At 72.2% G+C, this 21,665-nt stretch carries 19 protein-coding genes; 9 read left to right on the forward strand and 10 right to left on the reverse strand.

All coding sequences use genetic code 11. The features are described from left to right. The first annotated feature begins 414 nt into the window (after positions 1-414). From ABZ272_RS06425 to ppc, 4 genes are all read left to right on the forward strand, one after another. Positions 415-1,323, forward strand: a complete 909-nt coding sequence (locus ABZ272_RS06425; RefSeq protein ID WP_355048856.1) for a cyclase family protein — start codon at positions 415-417, stop codon at positions 1,321-1,323. Positions 1,324-1,382: 59 nt separating this feature from the next. Beyond that, positions 1,383-2,303, forward strand: coding sequence for an AraC family transcriptional regulator (locus tag ABZ272_RS06430; RefSeq protein ID WP_355048857.1), 921 nt, complete (start codon positions 1,383-1,385; stop codon positions 2,301-2,303). Positions 2,304-2,580: 277 nt separating this feature from the next. Then, positions 2,581-3,594: a hypothetical protein gene (locus ABZ272_RS06435; protein ID WP_355048858.1), complete on the forward strand. Its 1,014-nt coding sequence runs from the start codon at positions 2,581-2,583 to the stop codon at positions 3,592-3,594. A 128-nt stretch (positions 3,595-3,722) separates the two neighbouring features. Further along, a complete protein-coding gene (ppc, locus tag ABZ272_RS06440; RefSeq protein ID WP_355048859.1) occupies positions 3,723-6,509 on the forward strand; it encodes a phosphoenolpyruvate carboxylase in 2,787 nt (928 codons plus the stop codon). 202 nt (positions 6,510-6,711) lie between these two features. On the opposite strand, the gene ABZ272_RS06445 is transcribed toward ppc, so the two are convergent. Further along, on the reverse strand, positions 6,712-7,572 hold the full coding sequence (locus ABZ272_RS06445; protein WP_355048860.1) for a hypothetical protein: 861 nt from the start codon (positions 7,570-7,572) through the stop codon (positions 6,712-6,714). Between the two features lie 54 nt (positions 7,573-7,626). Here ABZ272_RS06445 and ABZ272_RS06450 point away from each other — a divergent pair, with 54 nt between their 5' ends. Then, entirely contained in the window at positions 7,627-8,775 is a 1,149-nt protein-coding gene (locus ABZ272_RS06450; RefSeq protein WP_355048861.1) for a DNA recombination protein RmuC, read from the forward strand. A gap of 181 nt (positions 8,776-8,956) precedes the next feature. Here ABZ272_RS06450 and ABZ272_RS06455 read toward each other — a convergent pair whose 3' ends face one another. Together ABZ272_RS06455 and ABZ272_RS06460 are read right to left on the reverse strand one after the other, a co-directional pair. After that, complete coding sequence (locus ABZ272_RS06455) at positions 8,957-9,385, reverse strand: hypothetical protein (protein WP_355048862.1); 429 nt, start codon at positions 9,383-9,385, stop codon at positions 8,957-8,959. A 131-nt stretch (positions 9,386-9,516) separates the two neighbouring features. Beyond that, positions 9,517-10,491 (reverse strand): 4-hydroxy-3-methylbut-2-enyl diphosphate reductase, encoded by a 975-nt coding sequence (locus ABZ272_RS06460; RefSeq protein ID WP_355048863.1) that lies wholly within the window; start codon positions 10,489-10,491, stop codon positions 9,517-9,519. A 141-nt stretch (positions 10,492-10,632) separates the two neighbouring features. On the opposite strand from ABZ272_RS06460, the gene xseA reads away from it, so the two are divergent. Further along, positions 10,633-11,880 (forward strand): exodeoxyribonuclease VII large subunit, encoded by a 1,248-nt coding sequence (gene xseA / locus ABZ272_RS06465; RefSeq protein WP_355049306.1) that lies wholly within the window; start codon positions 10,633-10,635, stop codon positions 11,878-11,880. A 30-nt stretch (positions 11,881-11,910) separates the two neighbouring features. Next, positions 11,911-12,132, forward strand: coding sequence for an exodeoxyribonuclease VII small subunit (locus ABZ272_RS06470; RefSeq protein WP_355048864.1), 222 nt, complete (start codon positions 11,911-11,913; stop codon positions 12,130-12,132). Between the two features lie 42 nt (positions 12,133-12,174). On the opposite strand, the gene ABZ272_RS06475 is transcribed toward ABZ272_RS06470, so the two are convergent. The 3 genes from ABZ272_RS06475 to ABZ272_RS06485 form a co-directional block, all read right to left on the reverse strand. Then, on the reverse strand, positions 12,175-13,026 hold the full coding sequence (locus ABZ272_RS06475; RefSeq protein ID WP_355048865.1) for a hypothetical protein: 852 nt from the start codon (positions 13,024-13,026) through the stop codon (positions 12,175-12,177). A gap of 233 nt (positions 13,027-13,259) precedes the next feature. Continuing rightward, on the reverse strand, positions 13,260-14,072 hold the full coding sequence (locus ABZ272_RS06480) for a hypothetical protein (protein ID WP_355048866.1): 813 nt from the start codon (positions 14,070-14,072) through the stop codon (positions 13,260-13,262). A 115-nt stretch (positions 14,073-14,187) separates the two neighbouring features. After that, a complete protein-coding gene (locus ABZ272_RS06485; protein ID WP_355048867.1) occupies positions 14,188-14,928 on the reverse strand; it encodes a DUF4245 family protein in 741 nt (246 codons plus the stop codon). A gap of 158 nt (positions 14,929-15,086) precedes the next feature. Here ABZ272_RS06485 and glpX point away from each other — a divergent pair, with 158 nt between their 5' ends. Next, positions 15,087-16,118: a class II fructose-bisphosphatase gene (gene glpX, locus ABZ272_RS06490; protein WP_355048868.1), complete on the forward strand. Its 1,032-nt coding sequence runs from the start codon at positions 15,087-15,089 to the stop codon at positions 16,116-16,118. Next, on the forward strand, positions 16,115-17,092 hold the full coding sequence (locus tag ABZ272_RS06495; protein ID WP_355048869.1) for a DMT family transporter: 978 nt from the start codon (positions 16,115-16,117) through the stop codon (positions 17,090-17,092). Before glpX ends, ABZ272_RS06495 begins: the two co-directional genes overlap by 4 nt. Before the next feature lie 120 nt (positions 17,093-17,212). Here the strand turns inward: ABZ272_RS06495 and ABZ272_RS06500 are convergent, their stop codons facing one another. The 4 genes from ABZ272_RS06500 to ABZ272_RS06515 all read right to left on the reverse strand — a co-directional run bounded on the left by ABZ272_RS06500 (position 17,213) and on the right by ABZ272_RS06515 (position 21,404). Next, complete coding sequence (locus ABZ272_RS06500; RefSeq protein WP_355048870.1) at positions 17,213-18,829, reverse strand: hypothetical protein; 1,617 nt, start codon at positions 18,827-18,829, stop codon at positions 17,213-17,215. Between the two features lie 65 nt (positions 18,830-18,894). Then, positions 18,895-19,863, reverse strand: coding sequence for an NAD(P)/FAD-dependent oxidoreductase (locus ABZ272_RS06505; protein WP_355048871.1), 969 nt, complete (start codon positions 19,861-19,863; stop codon positions 18,895-18,897). A gap of 105 nt (positions 19,864-19,968) precedes the next feature. Further along, positions 19,969-20,622: a rhomboid family intramembrane serine protease gene (locus ABZ272_RS06510; protein ID WP_355048872.1), complete on the reverse strand. Its 654-nt coding sequence runs from the start codon at positions 20,620-20,622 to the stop codon at positions 19,969-19,971. Positions 20,623-20,729: 107 nt separating this feature from the next. Next, positions 20,730-21,404 carry a lytic transglycosylase domain-containing protein gene (locus ABZ272_RS06515; protein WP_355048873.1) on the reverse strand — a complete coding sequence of 225 codons (675 nt, stop codon included), beginning with the start codon at positions 21,402-21,404 and terminating at the stop codon, positions 20,730-20,732. Positions 21,405-21,665: the final 261 nt, after the last annotated feature.

Below are 21,665 nucleotides of genomic sequence, written 5' to 3' on the forward strand. Positions count from 1 at the left end.
CGGACGGGGGGTACGCGCCTGACCAAGCCTATCTCCGTCCACCGACACCCACCCCGTTCCGCCCAGGTCCCGCGCGCCCCGCGCCCCGCGCCCCGCGCCCCGCGCCCAAGATCCTCACAACATCGGGGATGCTGCTGCCTCAGACGCGTCGGAAGCAGCAACATCCCTGATGTTGCGCGGATCTTGAGGACGAGCGCCGGCGCGGGTGGCCCACGCCATGATCGTGCTCAATCCTGGATGTAGTGGCCTCGCCGAGCCGTCTTCACCACTACTTCCTGGTTCTTGCGCGATCTTGGGGGCGGGACGACCTGTGGCCCAGCATCCCGGCGCACGCGATCCCGCCGAACACGGCCCCCCAGCCACCATCGACGCACGGATCTTGACCGCCGCCGGACGCCGTGGTCGAGTGCGTGTATGGGTGAGCAGTGGCGGGCGCAGTTCGACGCGGAGGTGAGCTTCGCCAACGGCGGCGGACTGCGCACCGAGGGGTTCCGGCTGGACGTCCCGGGGCACGAGATCAGCGACGACAACCTCGCCGCACTCTTCGTCCGGCACCTCGGGCTGCTCATGGTCGCCGAGGTCCGGATCAGCGCGAAGACGATGATCCGAGAGCCGCACAAGGGCGGTCGCGCCGTCGCCACGGCCGGCGGTGGTCGTCGGCTGGTGGAGTTGAGCCACGTCATCAGCGACGGGATGACCACCCTGCCCGGGTGGCCGGGCCCACGGATCACCGACTGGCTGACGTACGCGGCGTCCCGGGAGCGGTACGCGCCGGGCACCGAGTTCCACGTGGCCCGGATCGACATGATCGCCAACACCGGCACGTACGTGGACACCCCCGCCCACCGCTGGGCCGGTCGCGAGGATCTGACCGGGGTGTCGTTGGACCGCCTCGCCGACCTGCCCGGGGTGGTGGTCCGGGTACCGGCCGACACCCGAGCCGTGGATCGGCTGATGCTGGCGCCGTACGAGGTGACCGGGCGTGCGGTGCTGCTGCACACCGGGTGGGACGCGCACTTCGGCACCGAGCGGTACGCCGCGCCGGAGGCGCCGTACTTGAGCGAGGACGGCGCCCGGGCACTGGCCGACGCGGGCGCGACCCTCGTCGGCATCGACTCGATCAACATCGACGACATGACCCCGGCGGCGAACGGCGTACGCCCCGCGCACAGCGTCCTGCTCGCCGCCGGTATCCCGGTCGTGGAGCACCTGACCGGCCTGGACGCGCTGCCGCCGACCGGGTTCCGGTTCACCGCGGCGCCGCCGATGGTGGCCGGGATGGGCACCTTCCCGGTTCGCGCCTTCGCCGTGTTCGAGAGCTGACGCCGTGGCGGTCACGGGACGCTGTGCGATGCCGACCCGGTCGGGAGTCGGGGGTAGCTGTGCCCGCTGAGGGGATCGGCAGTGATCCGCGTCGGCACACCACCCCGGCCCGCTGGCGGGTGCTCGGGCACCCGGACGGGATGCTGATCTACCAGGCGCGCTGCATCGTCGAGAACCACGGGTGGACGGAGACCGTCACCCAGGACCATCACAAGATCATGCTGGGCCGGTCCGGGGCGTACCGGCGTCGGCTCAACGGGCGGGTCGAGCTCTCCGACGCCACCTCGGTGCTGCTCACCCGGCCCGGGGACGACCTGGCCGTGGCGCACCCGTTCGGCTGCGGCGACTCGTACACCTGCCTGGAGATCGATCCGTCGGTGCTGGCGGAACGGCCGGACGCCCAGCGCTGGATGGACCGGAGCGGATGGGCGGGCACCTCGGACGCCACGCTGGACCTGGCGCACCGGCTGCTGGTGGCCGAGTTCCGGCGCGGGCTCGACCGGTTCGAGATGGCCGAACGGCTCCAGCGGTTCCTGGCCCGCCTGCTGCACCACAGCGACCTCGCCGCCGACGAGGTGGACGCGGAGGTCGAGCGGGCCGTCCGCCGACGGCCGGCGACGCTGGCCGCGCACCGGCGGCTCGCCGACCGGGCGCGCGAGGTGCTGGCCCACTCCGATTTCACGCTGGGCCTGAGCGAGGTGGCCCGGGAGGTCGGCAGCTCACCGCACCACCTCAGCCGGGTGTTCCAGCGGGTGACCGGCGGCAGCCTGACCGCCTACCGCAACCGCCTGCGGGTGCGCGCCGTACTGGACACCCTCGCCGAACCCGACGGTCGTCCGCTGGGCGCGCTCGCCACCGAGTACGGCTTCGCCGACCAGGCGCACCTGACCCGGGTGGTGAGCGAGCAGGTGGGTCATCCTCCCGCGCGCCTTCGTCGACTGCTGGCCACCGCCGGGAAGGACCCGACCGTCAACGCCTGACCTCGGACCGCGGCGTGGAGGTGCCGTACCTGGGGGCGTACGGCACCTCCACGGGCGCGGGTCCGCACCGAGCTTCGGGCCTCCCCGAACAGGCCCGCGTGCTCCGGGTCGGCCACCCTGGGCGGGGCGACCTCCGGACCGACGAGAACCATCGTCGCCGCGAAAGCTTGAACAGGTCTTGAAGAAAATTGCTCGTCTGCGCCGGACGGCGGTCAGGATCGGACGCCCACCGGCAGAAACGTCTCGATCAGGACAAAACGCACCCTAGGCTGGGCTGGTGGACGAGTCGCCGGAGGTCCGGATACGCGACCAGATCCCCCGTACCGCCGGCCTGCTGCTCGGCACCCTGGCGCTGGCCGTCGGGTTCATCGCCGCCTACGTCGGCGCCCTGCACCAACCCCACCCCCGCGACGTGCCGGTCGGCGTGGCGAGCGGCGACCAGGCCGCACGAACGGTCCTGACCGCCGTTCGCGACCGGACCAACACGATCAAGGCCATCGAGTACGCCGATCCGGGCGCCGCCGACGACGGTCTGACCAGCCGCGAGGTGTACGGGGTAGTCAGCTCCACCCCCGACGGCGGGTTCGTCCTGACCACCGCCAGCGCCAGCGCGCCGGCCGCCACCGAGGTCGTCGTCCAGGTCCTCACCGCCGCCACCGAGCAGGCCCGGATGCCCCTGCGGGTGGCCGACGAGGTGCCGGTCGCCGACACCGACCCGCGCGGTCTGGTCCCGTTCTACCTGGCCATCGGGTGCGTCCTCGGCGGGTACCTGGCCTCGACCGCGCTCGGCATCTCCGTCGGCACCACTCCGCGCACCCTGCGCCGCGCGGGCGTCCGGATCGGGGCGCTCGCCGTCTACAGCGTCGTGCTCGGCATCGCCGGCGCGGTGATCGTCGGCCCGGTGCTGGACGTCTGGCACCACGACCTGCCGGCCGTCGCCGGCACCGGTATGCTCGCCGCCTTCGCCGCCGCGATGGTGGCCGCCGCCGTGCAGGGATGGTTGGGCGTGCTCGGCACCGGACTGGTGATCCTGCTGCTGGTGGTGCTCGGCAATCCGGGTTCCGGCGGCATCTACGCCCCGGAGTTCCTGCCCACCTGGCTGCGCGGTATGCACCGGTGGAACGTGCCCGGACTCGCCACCGATCTGGTCAAGTCGGCGGTGTACTTCGACCGGCGCTCGATCGGCTGGCCGCTGACCGGGTTGGCGCTGTGGGCGGTGCTCGCCCTGGCGGCCCTGCTCGCCGCGACGGTGGTGCGGGGAGGTCGGGGATTCAACCGCGCAAGACCCTGAGGTGATCTCCGGGGTGTTCCGTCTCACGACGCGGCACGCCCGAAGCCCCTCCTACCGGAGGGCCAGACGCGGATACCATCCAGGGAGTCGGACAGCGCTGTCCTTCGTACTCACGTAAGGAGCGCATCGTGACCGACCAGCACGACCACGACGGCCCGGACGCCGCGCTGCGCGCCGACATCCGCCGGCTCGGCACCCTCCTCGGCCAGACCCTGGCCCGCCAGGAGGGCCGCCCGCTGCTCGACCTCGTCGAGGAGATCCGCGCCCAGGTACGCTCCGACGTCCCCGCCGCCGCCCAGCGGCTCGGCGGGCTCGACGTGACCACCGGCACCAAGCTGGCCCGCGCCTTCTCCACCTACTTCCACCTGGCCAACATCACCGAGCAGGTACACCGCGCACGCGACCTGCGCCGCCGCCGCGCCGTACAGGGCGGCTGGCTCGACCAGGCAGCCAAGATGATCGCCGAGCGGGGCGTCCCGGCCGAGGAGATCGCCGCCGTCGCTCGCCGGCTGGCGGTCCGGCCGGTCTTCACCGCCCACCCCACCGAGGCGGCCCGACGCTCGATCCTGTCGAAGCTGCGGGCCATCGCCGACGAGCTGGACACCGAGACCGCCAACGCGATCCTCTACGGCGCGAGCGACGAGGGCCCGGCCAACCGCCGGCTGGCCGAGCTGCTGGACCTCATGTGGCAGACCGACGAGCTGCGGCTGGACCGGCCGGATCCGACCGACGAGGCCCGCAACGCCATCTACTACCTGCGGGACCTGTACGCCGAGGCCGCGCCGCAGGTGCTCGACGACCTGGCCGACACGCTGCGCACCCTCGGTGTGGAGACGTCGCCGACGGCCCGCCCACTGAGCTTCGGCACCTGGATCGGCGGCGACCGTGACGGCAACCCGTTCGTCACCCCGGCGGTCACCCGCGAGGTGCTGACCATCCAGCACGAACACGGCATCGCCGCCACCGAGAAGGCGATGGACCACCTGATCAACGAGGTTTCGGTCTCGCGCCGGCTGCGCGGGGTGTCGCTCGACCTCTCCGCCAGCCTCGCCGCCGACCTCGACGCGCTGCCCGAGGTGGCGCCCCGGTTCCGCCGGGTCAACGCCGAGGAGCCCTACCGGCTGAAGGCACGCTGCGTGAAGGCCAAGCTGGCCAACACCCGGCAGCGGCTGCGCCAGGGCACGGCCCACGTACCGGGTCGGGACTACCGCGGCTCGGCCGAGCTGATCGCCGACCTGGACCTGCTGCGCGCGTCGCTGGCCCGCAACTCGGGGCAGCTCACGGCCGTCGGCCGGCTGGCCTCCACCATCCGTACGGTGTCCGCGTTCGGCCTGCACCTGGCGACCATGGACGTGCGGGAGCACGCCGAGAAGCACCACGAGGTGCTCACCCAGCTCTACGAGGCAGTCGGCGAGGTACCGGACTACCCGGCGTTGAGCCGGTTGGAGCGCACCAAGCTGCTCGCCGACGAGCTGACCGGCCGGCGGCCGCTGTCCACCCTGGACACCCCGCTGACCGAGTCGGCCCGCAAGACGTTCGACGTGTTCAGCACGATCCGCGAGGCGCAGGACCGGTTCGGCGCGGAGGTCATCGAGTCGTACATCATCTCGATGACCCTCGGGGTGGACGATGTGCTGGCCGCCGTGGTGCTCGCCCGCGAGGCCGGACTGGTCGACGTGCACAGCGGCCGGGCCCGCATCGGCTTCGTGCCGCTGTTGGAGACCCCGGCCGAGTTGAACGCCGGCGGCGAGATCCTCGACGAGCTGCTGTCGCTGCCCGCGTACCGGGCGCTGGTCGCGGCCCGTGGCGATGTGCAGGAGGTCATGCTCGGCTACTCCGACTCCAACAAGGAGGCGGGGATCACCACCAGCCAGTGGTCGATCCACCGGGCCCAGCGCGCGCTGCGTGACGTGGCCGCCCGGCACGGCGTACACCTGCGGCTCTTCCATGGTCGCGGCGGTACGGTCGGGCGCGGCGGTGGCCCGACCCACGAGGCGATCCTGGCCCAGCCGTACGGCACGCTGGACGGCGCGATCAAGGTGACCGAGCAGGGCGAGGTCATCTCCGACAAGTACACGCTGCCCTCGCTGGCCCGGGAGAACCTGGAGCTGACCCTCGCGGCGGTGCTCCAGGCGACGCTGCTGCACACCGCGCCCCGGCAGCCGGCCGAGATGCTGGAACGCTGGGACGCGACGATGGACGTGGTGTCCGAGTCGGCGTTCCGGTCGTACCGGTCGCTCGTCGAGGACCCGGACCTGCCGGCGTACTTCTGGGCGTCCACCCCCACCGAACTGCTCGGCGCGCTGAACATCGGCTCCCGGCCGGCGAAGCGTCCCAACACCGGCGCCGGCCTGTCCGGGCTGCGGGCCATCCCGTGGGTGTTCGGCTGGACGCAGACCCGACAGATCGTGCCGGGCTGGTTCGGCGTCGGCTCGGGCCTGGCCGCCGCCCGCGAGGCCGGACACGCGGACGTGCTGGCCGAGATGCACCGCAACTGGCACTTCTTCCGCACGTTCCTGTCGAACGTCGAGATGATGCTGACCAAGACCGACCTGAGCATCGCCCGTCGCTACGTCGAGACGCTGGTGCCGAAGAAGCTGCACCCGATCTTCGAGAAGATCGAGCAGGAGTACGAGCTGACCAAGCGCGAGGTGCTGGCCGTGACCGCCTCACCGGCCCTGCTGGAGAACTCCCCGGTGCTCCAGCGCACCCTGGCCGTGCGGGACACCTACCTGGAGCCGCTGCACCACCTCCAGGTGGCGCTGCTGCGCCAGTACCGGGAGTCCGGGGCGGCGGGCCGGGCGGTCGCCACCGCACCGGGTGGTCGACGCGCTCCCAGCGACGGCACGGCCCTGGAACGGGCGCTGCTCACCACCGTGAACGGCATCGCCGCCGGCATGCGCAACACCGGCTGACCAGAGGAACAAAAACCAGCTTCAGGCCCGGCCGATCAGGCCCGGCCGATCAGGCCCGGCCGATCAGGCCCGGCCGATCAGGCCCGGCCGATCAGGCCCGGCCGATCAGGCCCGGCCGATCATGGAGTTGTGGTGCCCCACAAAAGCCGCCAACAGCGGCGAAGCGGCCACCACAACTCCATGATCGCCGGATCGAGCGGTGTCAGAAGTCGCCGCCGCCGAAATCGCCGCCGCCGAAATCGCCACCACCGAAATCGCCGCCGCCGAAATCGCCGCCGCCGAAACCTCCGCCGCCGAAGTCGCCGCCGGCGTAGTCGCCGCCGCCGAAGTCACCCGCCTGGTCGCCGCCACCGAAATCGCCGCCCTGGTCGCCGGCGTCGCCGCCCTGGTCGCCGGCGTAGTCGGCGCCGTCGCCGAAGCCCTCCTGGTAGCCCTGGTCGTAGCCGTACCCCGGATCGGCGAAGGCCGGCGAGAACAGCGCGTCGGCGATCAGCATGCCGCCGAGCACGCCGGCGCCCGCGCCCAGCGCGGTCTTCCACCAGGGCGTCGAGTACCAACCGGCCGGCACCGGCCGACCCTGGTACCGGCCGCCGGGGTAGTAGTAGGGAGTGTCCCGGCCGGGCTGCGGGCCGGCCCGGAAGGTCTGGCCCTGCACGTCGACCTCGCGCTCCTTGGTGAGCTGCCCGACGCCCCGCGCGGCGGCCAGCGCCGGCACCTCCGGCCCGGGGTCGATGCCCAGCGCGGTCCGCGCCGCCCGGATGTACGCCAACCCCTCCAGCGCGGTCTCCCGGGCGAGCGCGAACTGGTTCGGCGTCCGCGCCTGCTCCAACTGCGAGCCGGCCGCGTTGTAGCGCTCCCCCGCATCGGCGAGCGCCTGCCGCACGGCGGGCTCCTCACCCTGCAGGGTCATCAACTGGCCGCCGAGGCGCTCGTACCACCGTTGCGCCTCGGCGCGGGCGTCGCCGAGCGCCACACGCCGCTGGGCGTTGGACCGGGAGTAGGCGAGCAGGCCGGCACCCACCACGGCGGCGAAGACGACCAGCAGGCACAGCAGAGCTTCCATGTCAACGAACGTACCCCCGGGTGTCACGTCGCACCCGTCTGGCAAGCTCCGGTGATGGACGTCTCGACGTTGCTGGTGGTGGTCGTGTGCCTCGGTGCCGGCGGGGCGGTGGGTTGGTACGCGGCCCGCTCCCGGTCGGCGGCCGACATCGCCCGGCTCGACGCCACCCTGACGGCCACCCGCGAGGGCGAGGGGAGGCTGGAGCAGTCCATGCGGGCGCTGAGCTACGAGGCGACGGCCCAGTCGCAGGAGGCGGTGGCCCGGGCCGTGGCGCCGCTGCACGACAGCCTGCGCCGCTACGAGCAGCGGGTGGCCGAGCTGGAACACGACCGCGTCGACGCGTACGCCGAGCTGCGCGAGCAGGTCCGCTCGATGAACGTCGTCTCCGGTGAGCTGCGCACCGAGACCAAGCAACTGGTGGCCGCGCTGCGCGCGCCGCAGGTGCGGGGCCGCTGGGGCGAGCACCAACTGCGCCGGATCGTCGAGGCCGCCGGCATGCTGGAGCACTGCGACTTCTCCGAGCAGGTGACCGCCGCCACCGACGACCAGGTCGTCCGCCCGGATCTGGTGGTACGCCTGCACGGCGGCCGGTCGGTGGTGGTGGACGCGAAGGCGCCCTTCGACGCGTACCTGACGGCCATGGAGGCACGCGACGAGCGCGGCCGGGACACCTACCTCGACGCGCACGCCCGACACCTGCGCGGGCACGTCGACGCCCTGGCCGCCAAGTCGTACTGGGCCGCGTTCGACAGCTCGCCCGAGTTCGTGGTGCTGTTCGTACCGGCCGACCCGTTCCTCGACGTCGCGCTCCAACGCGATCCGACGCTGCTGGAGCACGCGTTTGCCCGCAACATCGTGCTGGCCACGCCGGCCACCCTGGTCGCGCTGCTGCGCACGGTGGCCTACTCGTGGCGGCAGGAGGCGCTGGCCCGCAACGCGGTGGCGGTGCACACCCTCGCCCGGGAGCTGTACGGCCGGCTCGCCACCCTCGGCGACCACGTGGGCAAGCTCGGATCGTCGCTGACCGGCGCGGTGACCGCGTACAACCGGGCGGTCGGCTCACTGGAGGCGCGGGTGCTGGTCAGCGCCCGCAAGCTCGCCGAGCTGGGCGTCTCGGACGAGGAGCTGGCGGCCCCCGCCCAGGTCGAGCTGACCCCGCGCCAGCCGCAGGCCCCGGAGCTGCTCAACGACGTCGACCGCTGACGGGGGCTCACACGCCAGGGCGTGTTGTCGAAGTCCTCGGTCGAGCCGAGGCGGAGTCCAGGCGGCGGTCCGGCAAGGCGGAGATGGGTTCGGACACCGGTGTTGTCTCCGAACCCATCTCCAACGCGGCCGGCCGTCGTCTGGGCCCGCCGCAGCCGGCCAGGGGCTTCCGACACACGCCCTAACGCCGGTTGGCGCTCTCGACGACGAACGGGATGCCCTGCTGGCAGGTGGTCATCGTGCCCTTCTCCACCCGGCCGGTGACGGTCACCTGGGCGCCGGCGGTCAGCACGTCCCGGGGCCCGCCCACCAGCAGGTACCCGTCGAGGAGCACGCAGTTCGGCTCCACTCCGGCGGTGATCGTGCCGGTGAGTTCGGTGGCGCCGACCGGCGGTGGGACGGTGGGCCCGCCCGGCGACTTGATCGGCGGGGCCGGGGTGCTGGGCGACTCGGGGGTGCTGGGCGACTCGGGGGTGCTCGGCGACGCGGAGGCGGGCTGCCCGGTCGTCGCCGACGGTCCGCCGGGGGTGGCGGGACCGCCGGTTTCACCGCAGGCGCTCAGCGCCGCGCAGACGACCAGGGCGGGGACGACGAGCCGAAGGGTCCTCATGCCGTCTTCGACGTACGGCACGGGCCCGGCGTTCCACCGCGACGCCTGCGAACTGGCCGGCGGGCGGCCGTGGCGCGACGCGCGGCCGGTGGCGTGGTCGACGTGCGGCGGTCCTGTCGGAGCCCGGCTCGTCAGCCGCGGGCCGCGGCGGCCTTCATGTCCCGCTTCAGCTCCTGCGGAAGCGAGAAGGTGAGCCGTTCGTTGGCGGTGGTGATCTCTTCGACGTCGGCGAAGCCGCGCTCGGCCAGGTGCGCCAGCACATCGCGGACCAGGTCCTCGGGGACGCTCGCGCCGGAGGACACGCCGACCGTGCGGGCGTCGGTCAGCCAGGCGTCGTCGATCTCGTGGGCGAAGTCGATGAGGTGCCCGGCGCGGGCGCCGGCGTCCAGGGCGACCTCGACCAGGCGCACCGAGTTGGACGAGTTCGTCGAGCCGACGACGATCACCACGTCGCACTCCGGGGCGATCTCCTTGACCACGTGCTGCCGGTTGGAGGTGGCGTAGCAGATGTCGTCGCTGGGCGGGGACTGGAGCAGTGGCAGCCGCTGCTTGAGGCGGGCGACCGTCTCCAGGGTCTCGTCCACCGAGAGCGTGGTCTGGGAGAGCCAGACCACCTTCTCCGGGTCACGCACGGTGATTTTGTCGACGCCGTCCGGGCCGTCCACGAGCTGGATGTGCGCGGGCGCCTCACCGGCGGTGCCGACGACCTCCTCGTGCCCCTCGTGGCCGATCAGCAGGATGTCGTAGTCCTCGGCGGCGAACCGCTTCGCCTCCTGGTGCACCTTGGTGACCAGTGGGCAGGTCGCGTCGATGGCCTTCAGCGAACGCTCCCGCGCCTGCTCGTAGACCTCGGGCGCCACGCCGTGCGCGGAGAAGATCACGGTCGAGCCCTCCGGCACCTCCTCGTTCTCCTCCACGAAGATCGCGCCCTGCGACTCCAGGGTCTGCACGACGTGCTTGTTGTGCACGATCTGTTTGCGGACGTAGATCGGGGCGCCGTACAGCTTCAGCGCCTCCTCGACGGTCTGCACCGCACGGTCCACACCCGCGCAGTAGCCACGAGGCTTGGCTAGGAGCACGCGCTTACCAGTCCCGAGATCAGTCACTCCCCCATCGTACGTCCCCACCCCTGTTCCGCCTCCCGGGCCAAATCCCGGTGATCAAGAGGTTTGCGTCAGGAACGCGCCCGGATCTGACGCAAACTTCTTGATCACCGGGGGCCTCCGTAGGGTTGGGGGGTGAGTGGTGTGGGTGGGGGCAGTGGTGGGGGCAGTGAGGGCAGGAGCAGCGCTGAGGAGCCTTGGCCTGTTCGCGTCGTCTCGCAGAAGGTCGGGGCGTGGATCGCCAAGCTGGGCTGGGTGTGGGTGGACGGGCAGGTGGCGCAGATCAGCCGCCGTCCCGGGGCAACCACCGTCTTCCTGACCCTGCGTGACCCGTCCGCCGACCTGAGCCTGACCGTCACCACCAACCGGGACGTGCTCGACGCCGGTGCGCCGGAGCTGCGCGAGGGCGCCCGGGTGGTGCTGCACGCCAAGCCGGAGTTCTACGCGGCCCGGGGCACGTTGAGCCTGCGGGCCGACGAGATCCGCCAGGTGGGTCTCGGTGAGCTGCTGGCCCGGCTGGAGAAGCTCAAGAAGCTGCTCGCCGCCGAAGGGCTGTTCGACCGGGCCCGCAAGCGCCGGCTGCCGTTCCTTCCCGGCCGGATCGGTCTGATCACCGGCCGTGCGTCCGCCGCCGAGCGGGATGTGCTGACGAACGCGCGGCGGCGCTGGCCGGCCGTGGAGTTCCGGACGGTCAACGTGGCCGTGCAGGGCCCGTCCGCCGTGCCGCAGATCGTGGACGCGCTCAAGGTCCTGGACGCGGACCCGAGCATCGATGTGATCATCATCGCCCGGGGTGGTGGCGGCATCGAGGACCTGCTGCCGTTCTCCGACGAGGCACTGTGCCGGGCCGTCTTCGGCTGCCGTACCCCGGTGGTCAGCGCGATCGGCCACGAGACCGACACGCCGCTGATCGACTACGTCGCCGACCTGCGGGCCTCCACCCCGACCGACGCGGCCAAGCGGGTGGTCCCCGACCTCACCGAGGAGGTACGCCTCATCGGTCAGGCCCGGCACCGCCTCCAGCGGGCGGTGCGCAACCTGGTCGACCGGGAGTCGCACCGCCTCGACAGCCTGCGGTCCCGGCCGGTGCTGGCCCGGCCGCAGGTGATGGTGGAGCACCGCGCGACCGAGCTGGCCGCACTGCGTCAACGCGCCGGGCGCTGCCTGGACCACCGGCTCGCGGCCGCCGACGACGACCTCCGGCACACCCTCGCCCGACTGCGCGCCCTCTCCCCCGCCGCGACGCTCGACCGGGGGTACGCGATCGTGCAGCGCGCCGACGGGCACGTCGTCCGGGCGGCGGCCGAGGTCGGCAAGGGCGACCCGCTACGGGTACGCCTCGCCGAGGGCGAGCTGGCCGCGACGGTCGACGGGGACGTGGCGACGCGGTGACACCGACCGGGGTGTGCTGAGATGGACGCGATGACTGACGACACGAAGGCCGGGCCGGACGAGCGGCTCAGCTACGAGCAGGCCCGCGCCGAACTGGCCTCGGTGGTCGAGCGGCTGGAGGCCGGCGGCACGTCCCTGGAGGAGTCGCTGGCGCTGTGGGAGCGCGGCGAGGCGCTGGCGGTGATCTGCCAGCGCTGGCTGGACGGTGCCCGGGCGCGGATCGACGCCGCCCGCCAGGAACCGTCCGCCTGATCGTCGGGTGGGATGGCCGGAGCCACCCCACCCGGGGAACGGTCAGCTGAACAGGCTGTACAGCTCGGCGGGCGCCTCGACGACCTGGTCCGCCGGCGGCTTCTGGGCCGGGGTGGCGGAGCCGTAGTCGGAGTACGTCATCTTGATCTCCTGGGCCGCGGTCTGGCCGGAGGCCGGAAGTTGCAGCGCCAGCTCGCTCAGCCGGCCCTGCGGGTCGACCTTCGCGGTGAACGGGACCGTCTTCGCCTGGGTGCCCAGCGCGGCGATCGTGGCGGCGTTCAGCGAGCCCGCCTCGGCGGCCTTGGTGACGTCGATGGTGCCGGCGTACGTGCCGGTGCCGGTGCTGCGGACCTCGGTGATGCCCTGGGTCAGCACCGCGCTGCCGGCCGGGTCGACCTTGTCGAAGTCGAATCCGAGGTTCTTGTTGCCCTTGACGCGGGCCTGGTCGAGGTGCTGGTACTTACCGAGGTTGAGCTGCTTGATGGCGGGCAGGCTGTCGGCGGTGGGGCCGGTCAGTTCGAGCTTCACCCAGCTGTCGGGCTTGGCGTGGATCACGTCGAGCTTCATGGCCAGGTCGGAGGAGGGACCACCGATGGCGAACTTCAGGGCGGCGCTCTGACTCGGCTGGTGCACCTGCCCCTCGGCCGTGGACCCGGCCCCGGAGAGGGTGAACCGGAAGTTGCCGTCGCTGATCGCCTTGGTGGAGTCGAGCAGGGCCTGCTTGGCGTCGCCGGACACCGGCGCACCGCCGGACTGGCTCGGCGCCCCGGACGCGCTCACCGTCGGGGACGCGGTTGACCCGGCCGTGCCGGTCGTGCCACCGGCGCAGGCGGCCAGGGCGGGCGTGAACAGGGCGGCGGCTACCAGGCCGGCACCCAGTCGTCGAACAGTCATACGTGTCTCCCAAGGAGGTCACCCGACGACCTGGTCGGCGCCGGAAACCGGGCGACGCGGCAGCCCTTCGGCCACGTCGCACGATCCGGGCCGAGCGGCGCGCCCGGATCGCTCCCTTCTTGTTCCCTGTCGACGCGTCGGACAATCACCCTTGTTGTCCGGTTGTTGCAAACAACCGGTGCGGAACAGAGCGGGCCGGGGTGACCCGTGGTCGCCCCGGCCCGCCGTGCGGCTTACTTGAACATCTCGTACGTCTCCGCCGGGGCCTCGACCACCTTGTCCGCCGGCGGCTTCTGCGCGCCGGTCCCGGCGCCGTAGCCCGCGTACCCGATCTTGATGTCGTGCGCGGCGGTCTCGCCGGCGGCCGGCACCGAGATGACCAGCTCGGTGAGGCGACCCTGCGGGTCCAGCTTGGCGGTGAACGGCAGCGACTTGGCCTGCGCGCCGAGCGCCTTGACCACGTCCTCGTCGAGGGCGACCGACTCCGCGGAGGCGCTGATGTCGATCTTGCCGGCGTAGCTGCCCTCGCCGGTCTTCTGCACCTCGGTCACACCCTTGACCAGGGTCTCGCTGTCGACCGGGTCGAACGTCTCCGGGTCGAGCTGGAAGTCCTTGATCTCCTTGGCCTTGGTCTTGTCGAGGTGCTGGTACTTGCCCTTGTTCTTCGCCAGCTCGGGGACCATGGCCGCCATTTCGCCGCCGAGCTCCATCTTCACCCAGCTCTCCGAGTCGATGTAGATGAGGTCCATCTCCATCGACACGTCCTGGGAGGCGTCACCCATCTTCATGGTCAACTGCGCGCTGTTGCTGGGCTTGTGCACCAGGCCACCGCCGGTCAGGTCGGCGCCCGCAATGGTGAACGTGAAGTCGCCCTTGGCCATCTCCTTCGTGGAGGCGAGCAGCGCCTCCTTCGGGTCGGCCGGTACGGCCGGAGCGGACGCGCTGGGGGCGGCGGCCGGCTCGGCAGCGTCGGACTTGCACGCCGCCAGGCCGGGGACGAGCAGGGTGGCGGCGAGGAAGCCGAAGCTCCACCGTCGAATGTTCACTGAGTTCTCACTTCACGAAGGGGGACAGGGCCCGGCCACGGCGTACGCGCCGGACCGAGCCGAGGGAGCGTACCGGACCGACCCCTCGGCGTGCGCCCCATCGACTGTGGACTCCTCAGCGCAGCGCGCCGGCCAACTCCCGCAGCTCGTTGTCCCGCGCGTCACCGATCACGAGCACCGTACGGGTCGGCTCCAGCAGGGCCAGCGCCTGCTGGTTCCCCCGGGCCGTGTACCGCTGCCAGGTGCGCCCACTCAACTCGGTCGGCCCCTGTGGCTGACCCTGGTCGGTCAGCTCGGCCGGGAGCAGCCGCTCGGCCGGCACGCTGCTCTGCACGAGCTGCACACCCCTGCCCTCCGGCGTCAGGTAGCCGATCCGCAGCGTCGCGCCTCCCTCGACGCTCTGATAGCGGGCGCTGACCGTACGCCAGCCGGAGCCGAGCCCCTGCGGCTCGCTCACCGGGAACGTGTTCGCGGACCGCGCCTGTTCGAAGGCCGGCGCGGGGTCGACGGTGGTGGCCTGGTCCCCGCCCAGGAAACCCCGGTAGAACGCCAGCAGCAGCGCGATCGGGACGAGCAGCACCAGCAGCGAGATCGCCATGTCCTTGGGTGACCGCTCGGCCCTGCCCGCCGTCGCGGCCGCCCGGGGCGGCGACGGCCGGGCCGCCGGCCCCGGCTCGGCCACGGGCGTCGCCTCGTCGGCGACCAGGGCCGGCTCGCCGGTGGTCGGTGCCGTCGGATCCGCCGGGCCCGTCGCGGCGGGCCCGGCGCCGGGGGCGTCCGGGAGGTCGGCCGGCGGCTGGCCGTCGGGCGGCGTCTGGTCGGCGGGTACGCGGTCAGCAGGCTGTGCGGGTTCCACCCTGCCATCTTCGCAGCCGCCCGACCGGCGGTATCCGGCCCATCACCGCCCCGCACCGGCGCTCGGTCGGCCATCGTGTGAGGATCAGCGACAAAGCCGGCAGCGACGCCACTTCGCCGCCGGCCGTCCCCGCACCGTCGCGAGGAGGAGCAGCCGTCATGACGAACACCAGGACCCGCATCCCACAGGATCTCGACCGTAACCTGGCCCTCGACCTGGTCCGGGTCACCGAGGCCGCGGCGATGGCCGCCGGCCGCTGGGTCGGCCGGGGTGACAAGGAGGGCGGCGACGGCGCCGCTGTCGACGCCATGCGCAAGCTGATCAACTCGATCCAGATGCGCGGTGTCGTGGTGATCGGCGAGGGCGAGAAGGACAACGCCCCGATGCTCTTCAACGGCGAACACGTCGGCGACGGCACCGGCCCGGAGGTGGACGTCGCGGTCGACCCGGTGGACGGCACCACCCTCATGAGCAAGGGCATGCCGAACGCCCTCGCGGTGCTCGCCGTCTCGGAGCGAGGCGCGATGTTCGACCCCAGCGCGGTCTTCTACATGGAGAAGCTCGCGGTCGGCCCCGCGTACGTCGACGTGATCGACATCAACGCCGGGGTCAGCGAGAACCTGCGCCGGATCGCCAAGATCAAGGGTACCGACGTCTCCGAGGTGACCGTCTGCGTGCTGGACCGCAGCCGCCACGACGACCTGGTCACCCAGATCCGCCGGACCGGCGCGGGTATCAGGTTCATCTCCGACGGCGACATCGCCGGCTCCATCCTGGCGGCCCGCGGCGAGTCGGACGTCGACGTGCTCATGGGCATCGGCGGCACCCCGGAGGGCATCATCTCGGCCTGCGCGCTCAAGTGCATGGGTGGCGCCATGCAGGCCAAGCTCTGGCCGCGCGACGCCGAGGAGCGGGAGAAGGCCCTCGCCGCCGGGCACGACCTGGACCGGGTGCTCGGCACCGACGACCTGGTCACCGGGGACAACTGCTTCTTCGTGGCGACCGGTGTCACCTCCGGTGACCTGCTGCGCGGGGTGCGGTACCGGGCCGGCGGCGCGTACACCCAGTCGATCGTCATGCGCTCGAAGAGCGGCACCATCCGGGTCATCGACTCGTACCACCGGCTGGAGAAGCTGGCGCTCTACTCCGCGGTCGACTTCGACGGTCGTCCGCTCGCCGAACAGGAGTGAGCGGCACCGGCACCGCGGCTCCGCCGACCCTGCCAGCCACCCGCCGGATCATCGGTGTCGCGCTGGCGTCGGTCGCCGGGGTCGCGGTGGCGGCGCAGTCTCGGATCAACGGCGAGCTGGGCGTACGCCTGGCCGATGGCTTCGCGGCCGCGGTGGTCTCGTTCGGGCTGGGCCTGGTGGTGCTGCTGGTGCTGGTGCCGGCCACCCCTGGTGGGCGGCGAGGGCTGCACGCCGTACGGCGGGCCCTCACGGCCGGCACGTTGCGCCCGTGGCAGTGCCTCGGGGGTATGTGCGGGGCGTTGCTGGTGGCCACGCAGGGGCTCACCATCGGCTCGCTGGGGGTGGCGGTCTTCACCGTGGCGGTCGTGGCCGGCCAGTCCGGCAGCAGCCTCGCCGTCGACCGCGCCGGCATCGGCCCGACCGGTCGGCAGCCGGTCACCCGACAGCGCCTGGCCGGCGCGGTGCTCACGGTGCTCGCGGTCGTCCTGGCGGTCGGTGACCGGCTCGGCGACCCGGGCGGGCTGGCGCTGGCGCTGCTGCCCCTGCTGGCCGGTGTGGGCATCGCCTGGCAGCAGGCGGTGAACGGGCAGGTCCGGGCGGCGGCCGACAGCGCGTTGACCGCCACGCTCGTGAACTTCGCCGTGGGCACGGCGACCCTGCTGGTCGCGTTCACGGTCGACATCGTCGTACGCGGCTGGCCGACCGGTCACGCGCCGAGCGAACCGTGGCTCTACCTGGGCGGTCCGATCGGCATCGTGTTCATCGCGATCGCCGCCGCGATCGTACGGACGACAGGTGTGCTGCTGCTCGGCCTGGCCACCATCGCCGGCCAGATCGTGGGGGCCGTGCTGCTGGACCTGGTGCTGCCCACAGCGGCCTCGCATCCCAGCGTGAACAGCCTGCTCGGGGCCGCGCTGACGTTGGTGGCCGTGCTGATAGCCGCCCTGGCCCCACCCGCCGCCCAGAAACCCTGACCAGGGCCGACGGCACACCTACCCGCGCCGATCTTGCGGTTACTGTCGCGACATAAGCCGCACCTGCACACACTTCGTCGACAGAAAGTGCAAGATCGGCGCAGTTGGGGGCAGTCGGGGTCAGCGCAGCGGCAACCGCGGCGGCGGGGGTTGGTAGGGCGGGTAGGGCGGCGTGTCGCGCCGGTTCTCCGCACGGGTCGGGTCGGCCAGCCTGGCGAGCCGGACGGCCAGCAGCAGGCCCGGCACGGTGGCCAGCCCGGCCAGCGCGACGGCCACCCAGGTCTGCCCGAGTGTGCCGTTCAGCCAGCCGGCCAGCGGCAGCGAGGCCAGGATCACGGTGAACAGCAGGTCAGCCACCACCAACCCGACCCAGTGTCCCGGAGCAAAGCTGAGCCACGCGACGAGGAGCAGCGCGCCCGCCGCCAACGCTCCCAACGGCACGACGAGGAACAGCACCGTGACCACGACGCTCGTCGCGTCGGCCCGGGGCCAGCTGGCATCCAGCACGAGCCCGGCCAGCACGATCGTGAGGGCTCCGGCGATCCCCCACCCGCGACCGCCGCCGCCGCGTCGGATCGCCAGATGACCGGCGAATACGGTGACCACGCAGCCGAGCAGCAACGCGAGCCCGAACGCGAGCCAGAGGTCGACCCCGCGTTGGACCCGCCCGCCGTCGCTCAGCGGGGGCAGTTCGGGCGGATCAGTCGCGGACGGCTGCGCACCGAGGAACCCGACCCGCCGCCAACCGCCGTCCGACAGGCGACGCAGGAAGCCGTCCCGACCGTTCGCGACCAGCACCTCGTGGCCGCCGCCCAGGTGTGGATAGACGACCAGTTCCCGGGAGGAGAAGTGGCGGCGGGCGTCGCCGGGGGCCGGATAGCGCTGGGCCAACTCGTCGCGCCGCGGGTCCGGCACCTCCCAGGCAACCTGCCAGGTCACGCCGGCGTCGTCGCTCTGCTCCACCCGAAGGTGCCCCGGTATCACCCGGTAGCAGCGCCGTGGGTCTTCCGGCGCACACGCCCGTTGACGCGGGGTGTCCTGGCTGTTCAGCCATCCCGTCTCGTCAACGGTGGCGTCTTGCCAGGTCACCGCCCCGTCGTTGCTGACCGCCCACTGGCCGTCGGCCGGGTCGTCCGGCCAGTACGACGCGTCTTCGGAGCCCTCGCCGACCGAGATCGCCGGGCGGCCGTCAAGCATCGTCGTACCCAGCGCGTAGGGAAACCAGGCCGCGCTGGTGGCGGCCACCGCCAACACCGCCGGCGGCAACACGACAAGCAGTCGGACCAGCCGGGCCGTCCGGTGCCGCACCGGCCGCACCCGGGCCCGGGTCCAGCTCCACCACGCCAGGCCGAGCGCCGGCAGCGCGAACAGGTCGGTCCGGTCGGCCCGGACCAGTGACGGTCCCGCCAGCGCGGTCCAGGCCGAGGAGGCCAGGTCAGCGGCGTACCCACTGGATTTGACCACCGCGAACCCGGCACCCACCGCGACCAGGCCGACCAGCGCGGCCGTGCGGGCCGGCAGCCGCGGCACCAGCAGCGTGAGCAGCACCGCGACCAGCGGCGGAGCGAGCACCAGGCCCGCCACGTCGCTCAGCTTGCCCGTCACCAGGCCCGGAAAGGCCGCCTTCCACAGACGGTCGTTGAGGACCAGCAGGACCAACGCGAGCAGAGTCGTCGGATGGCAGAGCCACGCCAGCGTCGTGGGCGCGCCATCGGGTGCCTTCCCGGTCCCCGTCATTTCCTCAGGGTCCATTCGACCCGTCTCGATCCGGACACGGACCGGTCAGTGTCCGATACCGACGGTCAGCCCGCGTCGGAGGAGTGCCCGGGGAACAGGTGCGCGCCCGGGTCGATGGCGACCGCCGCGTTGTTGACCGCCGTGGCGGCCTCGCCGAAGCCGGTGGCGATCAGGCGCACCTTGCCCGGGTACTCGGTGATGTCGCCGGCCGCGAAGACCCGCGGCAGGTTCGTCGCCATCGCGCTGTCCACCACGATGTGCCGGCGGTCGAGCCGGAGCCCCCATTCGGCGAGGGGGCCGAGGTCGGCGGTGAAGCCGAGAGCGGCGACCACCGTGTCCACCGGAAGGGTCTCGGCCGCGCCGCCGCGCACGGTCACCTCGGCGCCGGTCACCGCGGCGTCCCCGATCAGGCGGGTGACCTCGGCGTTCACGATCACCCGCACCGGCAGCGACAGCACCCGGGCGACCGTCGAGGCGTGCGCCCGGAACTTCTCCCGGCGGTGCACGAGGGTCACCGAGCGGGCCAGCGGTTGCAGGGCCAGCGCCCAGTCGAAGGCGGAGTCGCCGCCGCCGACGATGAGCACGTCCCGGTCGGTCAACTCCGCCGGGTCGGTCACGAAGTAGACGATGCCGGCACCGGGGGCGCCGTCGGCGCAGGGCAGCGGCCGTGGGCTGAAGCTGCCGAGCCCGCCGGTGACCACGACCGCGCCGCAGCCCAGCTGCTCGCCGCCGGCCAGGCCGAGCACCGGCCGGTCATCGGTGTACGACAGCTTCTCGGCCCGCGTGCCGAGCAGGTACCGCGGAGCGAAGGGCGCCGCCTGGGCGACCAGGTTGGCGACCAGGTCACGACCCTTGACGGCGGGGAAGCCGGCCACGTCGAGGATCAGCTTCTCCGGGTACATGGCGGTGACCTGGCCGCCCGGCTCGGGAAGCGCGTCGATCACCGCCACGGACAGGCCCCGGAACCCCGCGTAGTACGCGGCGAAGAGACCGGCGGGACCGGCCCCGATCACGGCGACATCGACCTCGCGCATGGCGTACCGTCGCTTTCCGCTCGCGGATCAACGCGTGCTGATCTCGACGGTAGGCGGGGCACAGCGGTCGGGCAAGCATGTCCCAGAGGCGCGCCGACGAGCGCGTCAGGGCAGGCTGAGGGTCGACCCCGAGTAGTCCGGACCGTCCACCATCGGCCGACGGCGGCGGAACAGGATCGCGGCCACCACGCCGCCGAGCAGCCCGAACAGGTGCCCCTGCCAGGAGATCCGCTCGTCGGTGGGGAGGATGCCGACGAGCTGCCAGCCGTACAGCAGGCCGACGAGCAGGAAGACGGCGAAGTTCCACCAACTGCGCTCGACGATGCCGCGGGTGAGCAGGATGCCCAGGTAACCGAAGATCACCCCGCTCGCGCCGACCACCACCGAGTTGGGCGAGCCGGTGAACCAGACCCCGAGGCCGGAGACCAGGATGATGACCAGGGTCGACCACAGGAACCGGCGCGCGCCGGCGGCCAGCACGAAGGTGCCCAGCAGGATCAGCGGGATGCTGTTGCTGTAGAGGTGGTCGAAGCCATGGTGCAGGAACGGCGAGAAGAAGACACCGTCGAGGCCGTCGATGCGGTGCGGGATGATGCCGGCGGTCGCGTCCAGACCGAACGCGAGCCCCTGGTCGATCGCCTCGATGAGGAAGAGGAACGGGACCACCGCGCACATGGCGACGAAGGCCCGGCCGAGGGAGGCGTAGAACGCCTCGGTGCCGAACCGGAACGGGTCGCCGCTTGGCGGGTGCAGGCTCACCCCCCAACTGCTATCAGCAAAAGGGGCCGACCGCCACTCACGTCCCGACCGGGGTACGTACGACGGCGGGGCGGGTGGTCGCCCACCCGCCCCGCCGTCGTACGTCGTCAGTAGTGGTTGTTGTTCTGGAAGTAGGTCCAGGCGCCACAGGGCGTCTTGTACTTACCCTTGATGTAGCCCAGGCCCCAGATGATCTGGGTGGCCGGGTTCGTCCGCCAGTCGTCGGCGACCGTGCCCATCTTGCTGCCCGGCAGTGACTGTGGAATGCCGTACGCGCCGATGGGGTTGGCGGCCTTGTGGTTCCAGCCGCTCTCCTTGGTCCAGAGCTTCTCCAGGCAGGGGAACTCGGCGATGCCGAAGCCCTTCTCGAGCATCAGCGCACAACCGATCTTGCGGTTGCCGCTGTACTCCGCGCAGGACGCCGGGATCGGCCCGTCGTACGGCTTGGCGGCCTTCTCCGCGGCCTCGCGCTCGCGCTTACGCGACGCGGCGGCGGCCTCGGCCCTGCGGGCCCGCTCGGCGGCCTCCTTGGCCGCCTGGGCCGCCCGCAGCTTGGCCTGGTACTCGGCGGCCCGCTGCCGGGCGAACGCGACCTGGTGGTTGGCCTGGCGCTCACGCTGGTAGGAGAGGTCGACGCGGTCGACCTCGACGCCGACCTGCGCGGTCAGGCCCTGCTGCTGAGTTTCCCGGTCTTCGCCCAGGTAGAAGCCACCCGCGACGCCCACGGAGAGCAACGCGACAGCGGCCGTACGGGCACCCAACCGGCTCCACAGCCGACTCACGAAGTGGTCCCTTCGTCGGGGGCAAGGACACGGCGCGGCGCCGGGCCACGTCAGCCCTCAGCCGTGCCGTGAGCGCCCCGACCGGTGAGCCGGTCGCGCCGACGCACCGATCGCCACTGATGCCGCCCTGACCTCGGGCAAGCGATCATCAGCGATGCCTGTGGTGCGTGGGCGCTCGTGGGACACCATCGCGCACAGTGAGGCACATGGGAAACCGACCGCGCCGTTTGTGACCTGCGCCACATCTAAAATAGGGACGAA

The sequence above is a fragment of the Micromonospora sp. NPDC005979 genome (assembly GCF_040614415.1).
Lineage (GTDB): Bacteria > Actinomycetota > Actinomycetes > Mycobacteriales > Micromonosporaceae > Micromonospora.

Excerpts from the sequence above, each read along its gene's own strand:
- ABZ272_RS06500 (WP_355048870.1), bottom strand. The coding sequence starts at position 18,829 with ATGACGGGGACCGGGAAGGCACCCGATGGCGCGCCCACGACGCTGGCG.
- glpX (WP_355048868.1), top strand. The coding sequence starts at position 15,087 with ATGACGAACACCAGGACCCGCATCCCACAGGATCTCGACCGTAACCTG.
- ABZ272_RS06475 (WP_355048865.1), bottom strand. The coding sequence starts at position 13,026 with ATGACTGTTCGACGACTGGGTGCCGGCCTGGTAGCCGCCGCCCTGTTC.
- ABZ272_RS06450 (WP_355048861.1), top strand. The coding sequence starts at position 7,627 with ATGGACGTCTCGACGTTGCTGGTGGTGGTCGTGTGCCTCGGTGCCGGC.
- ABZ272_RS06425 (WP_355048856.1), top strand. The coding sequence starts at position 415 with ATGGGTGAGCAGTGGCGGGCGCAGTTCGACGCGGAGGTGAGCTTCGCC.
- ABZ272_RS06445 (WP_355048860.1), bottom strand. The coding sequence starts at position 7,572 with ATGGAAGCTCTGCTGTGCCTGCTGGTCGTCTTCGCCGCCGTGGTGGGT.
- ABZ272_RS06470 (WP_355048864.1), top strand. The coding sequence starts at position 11,911 with ATGACTGACGACACGAAGGCCGGGCCGGACGAGCGGCTCAGCTACGAG.
- ABZ272_RS06505 (WP_355048871.1), bottom strand. The coding sequence starts at position 19,863 with ATGCGCGAGGTCGATGTCGCCGTGATCGGGGCCGGTCCCGCCGGTCTC.
- ABZ272_RS06455 (WP_355048862.1), bottom strand. The coding sequence starts at position 9,385 with ATGAGGACCCTTCGGCTCGTCGTCCCCGCCCTGGTCGTCTGCGCGGCG.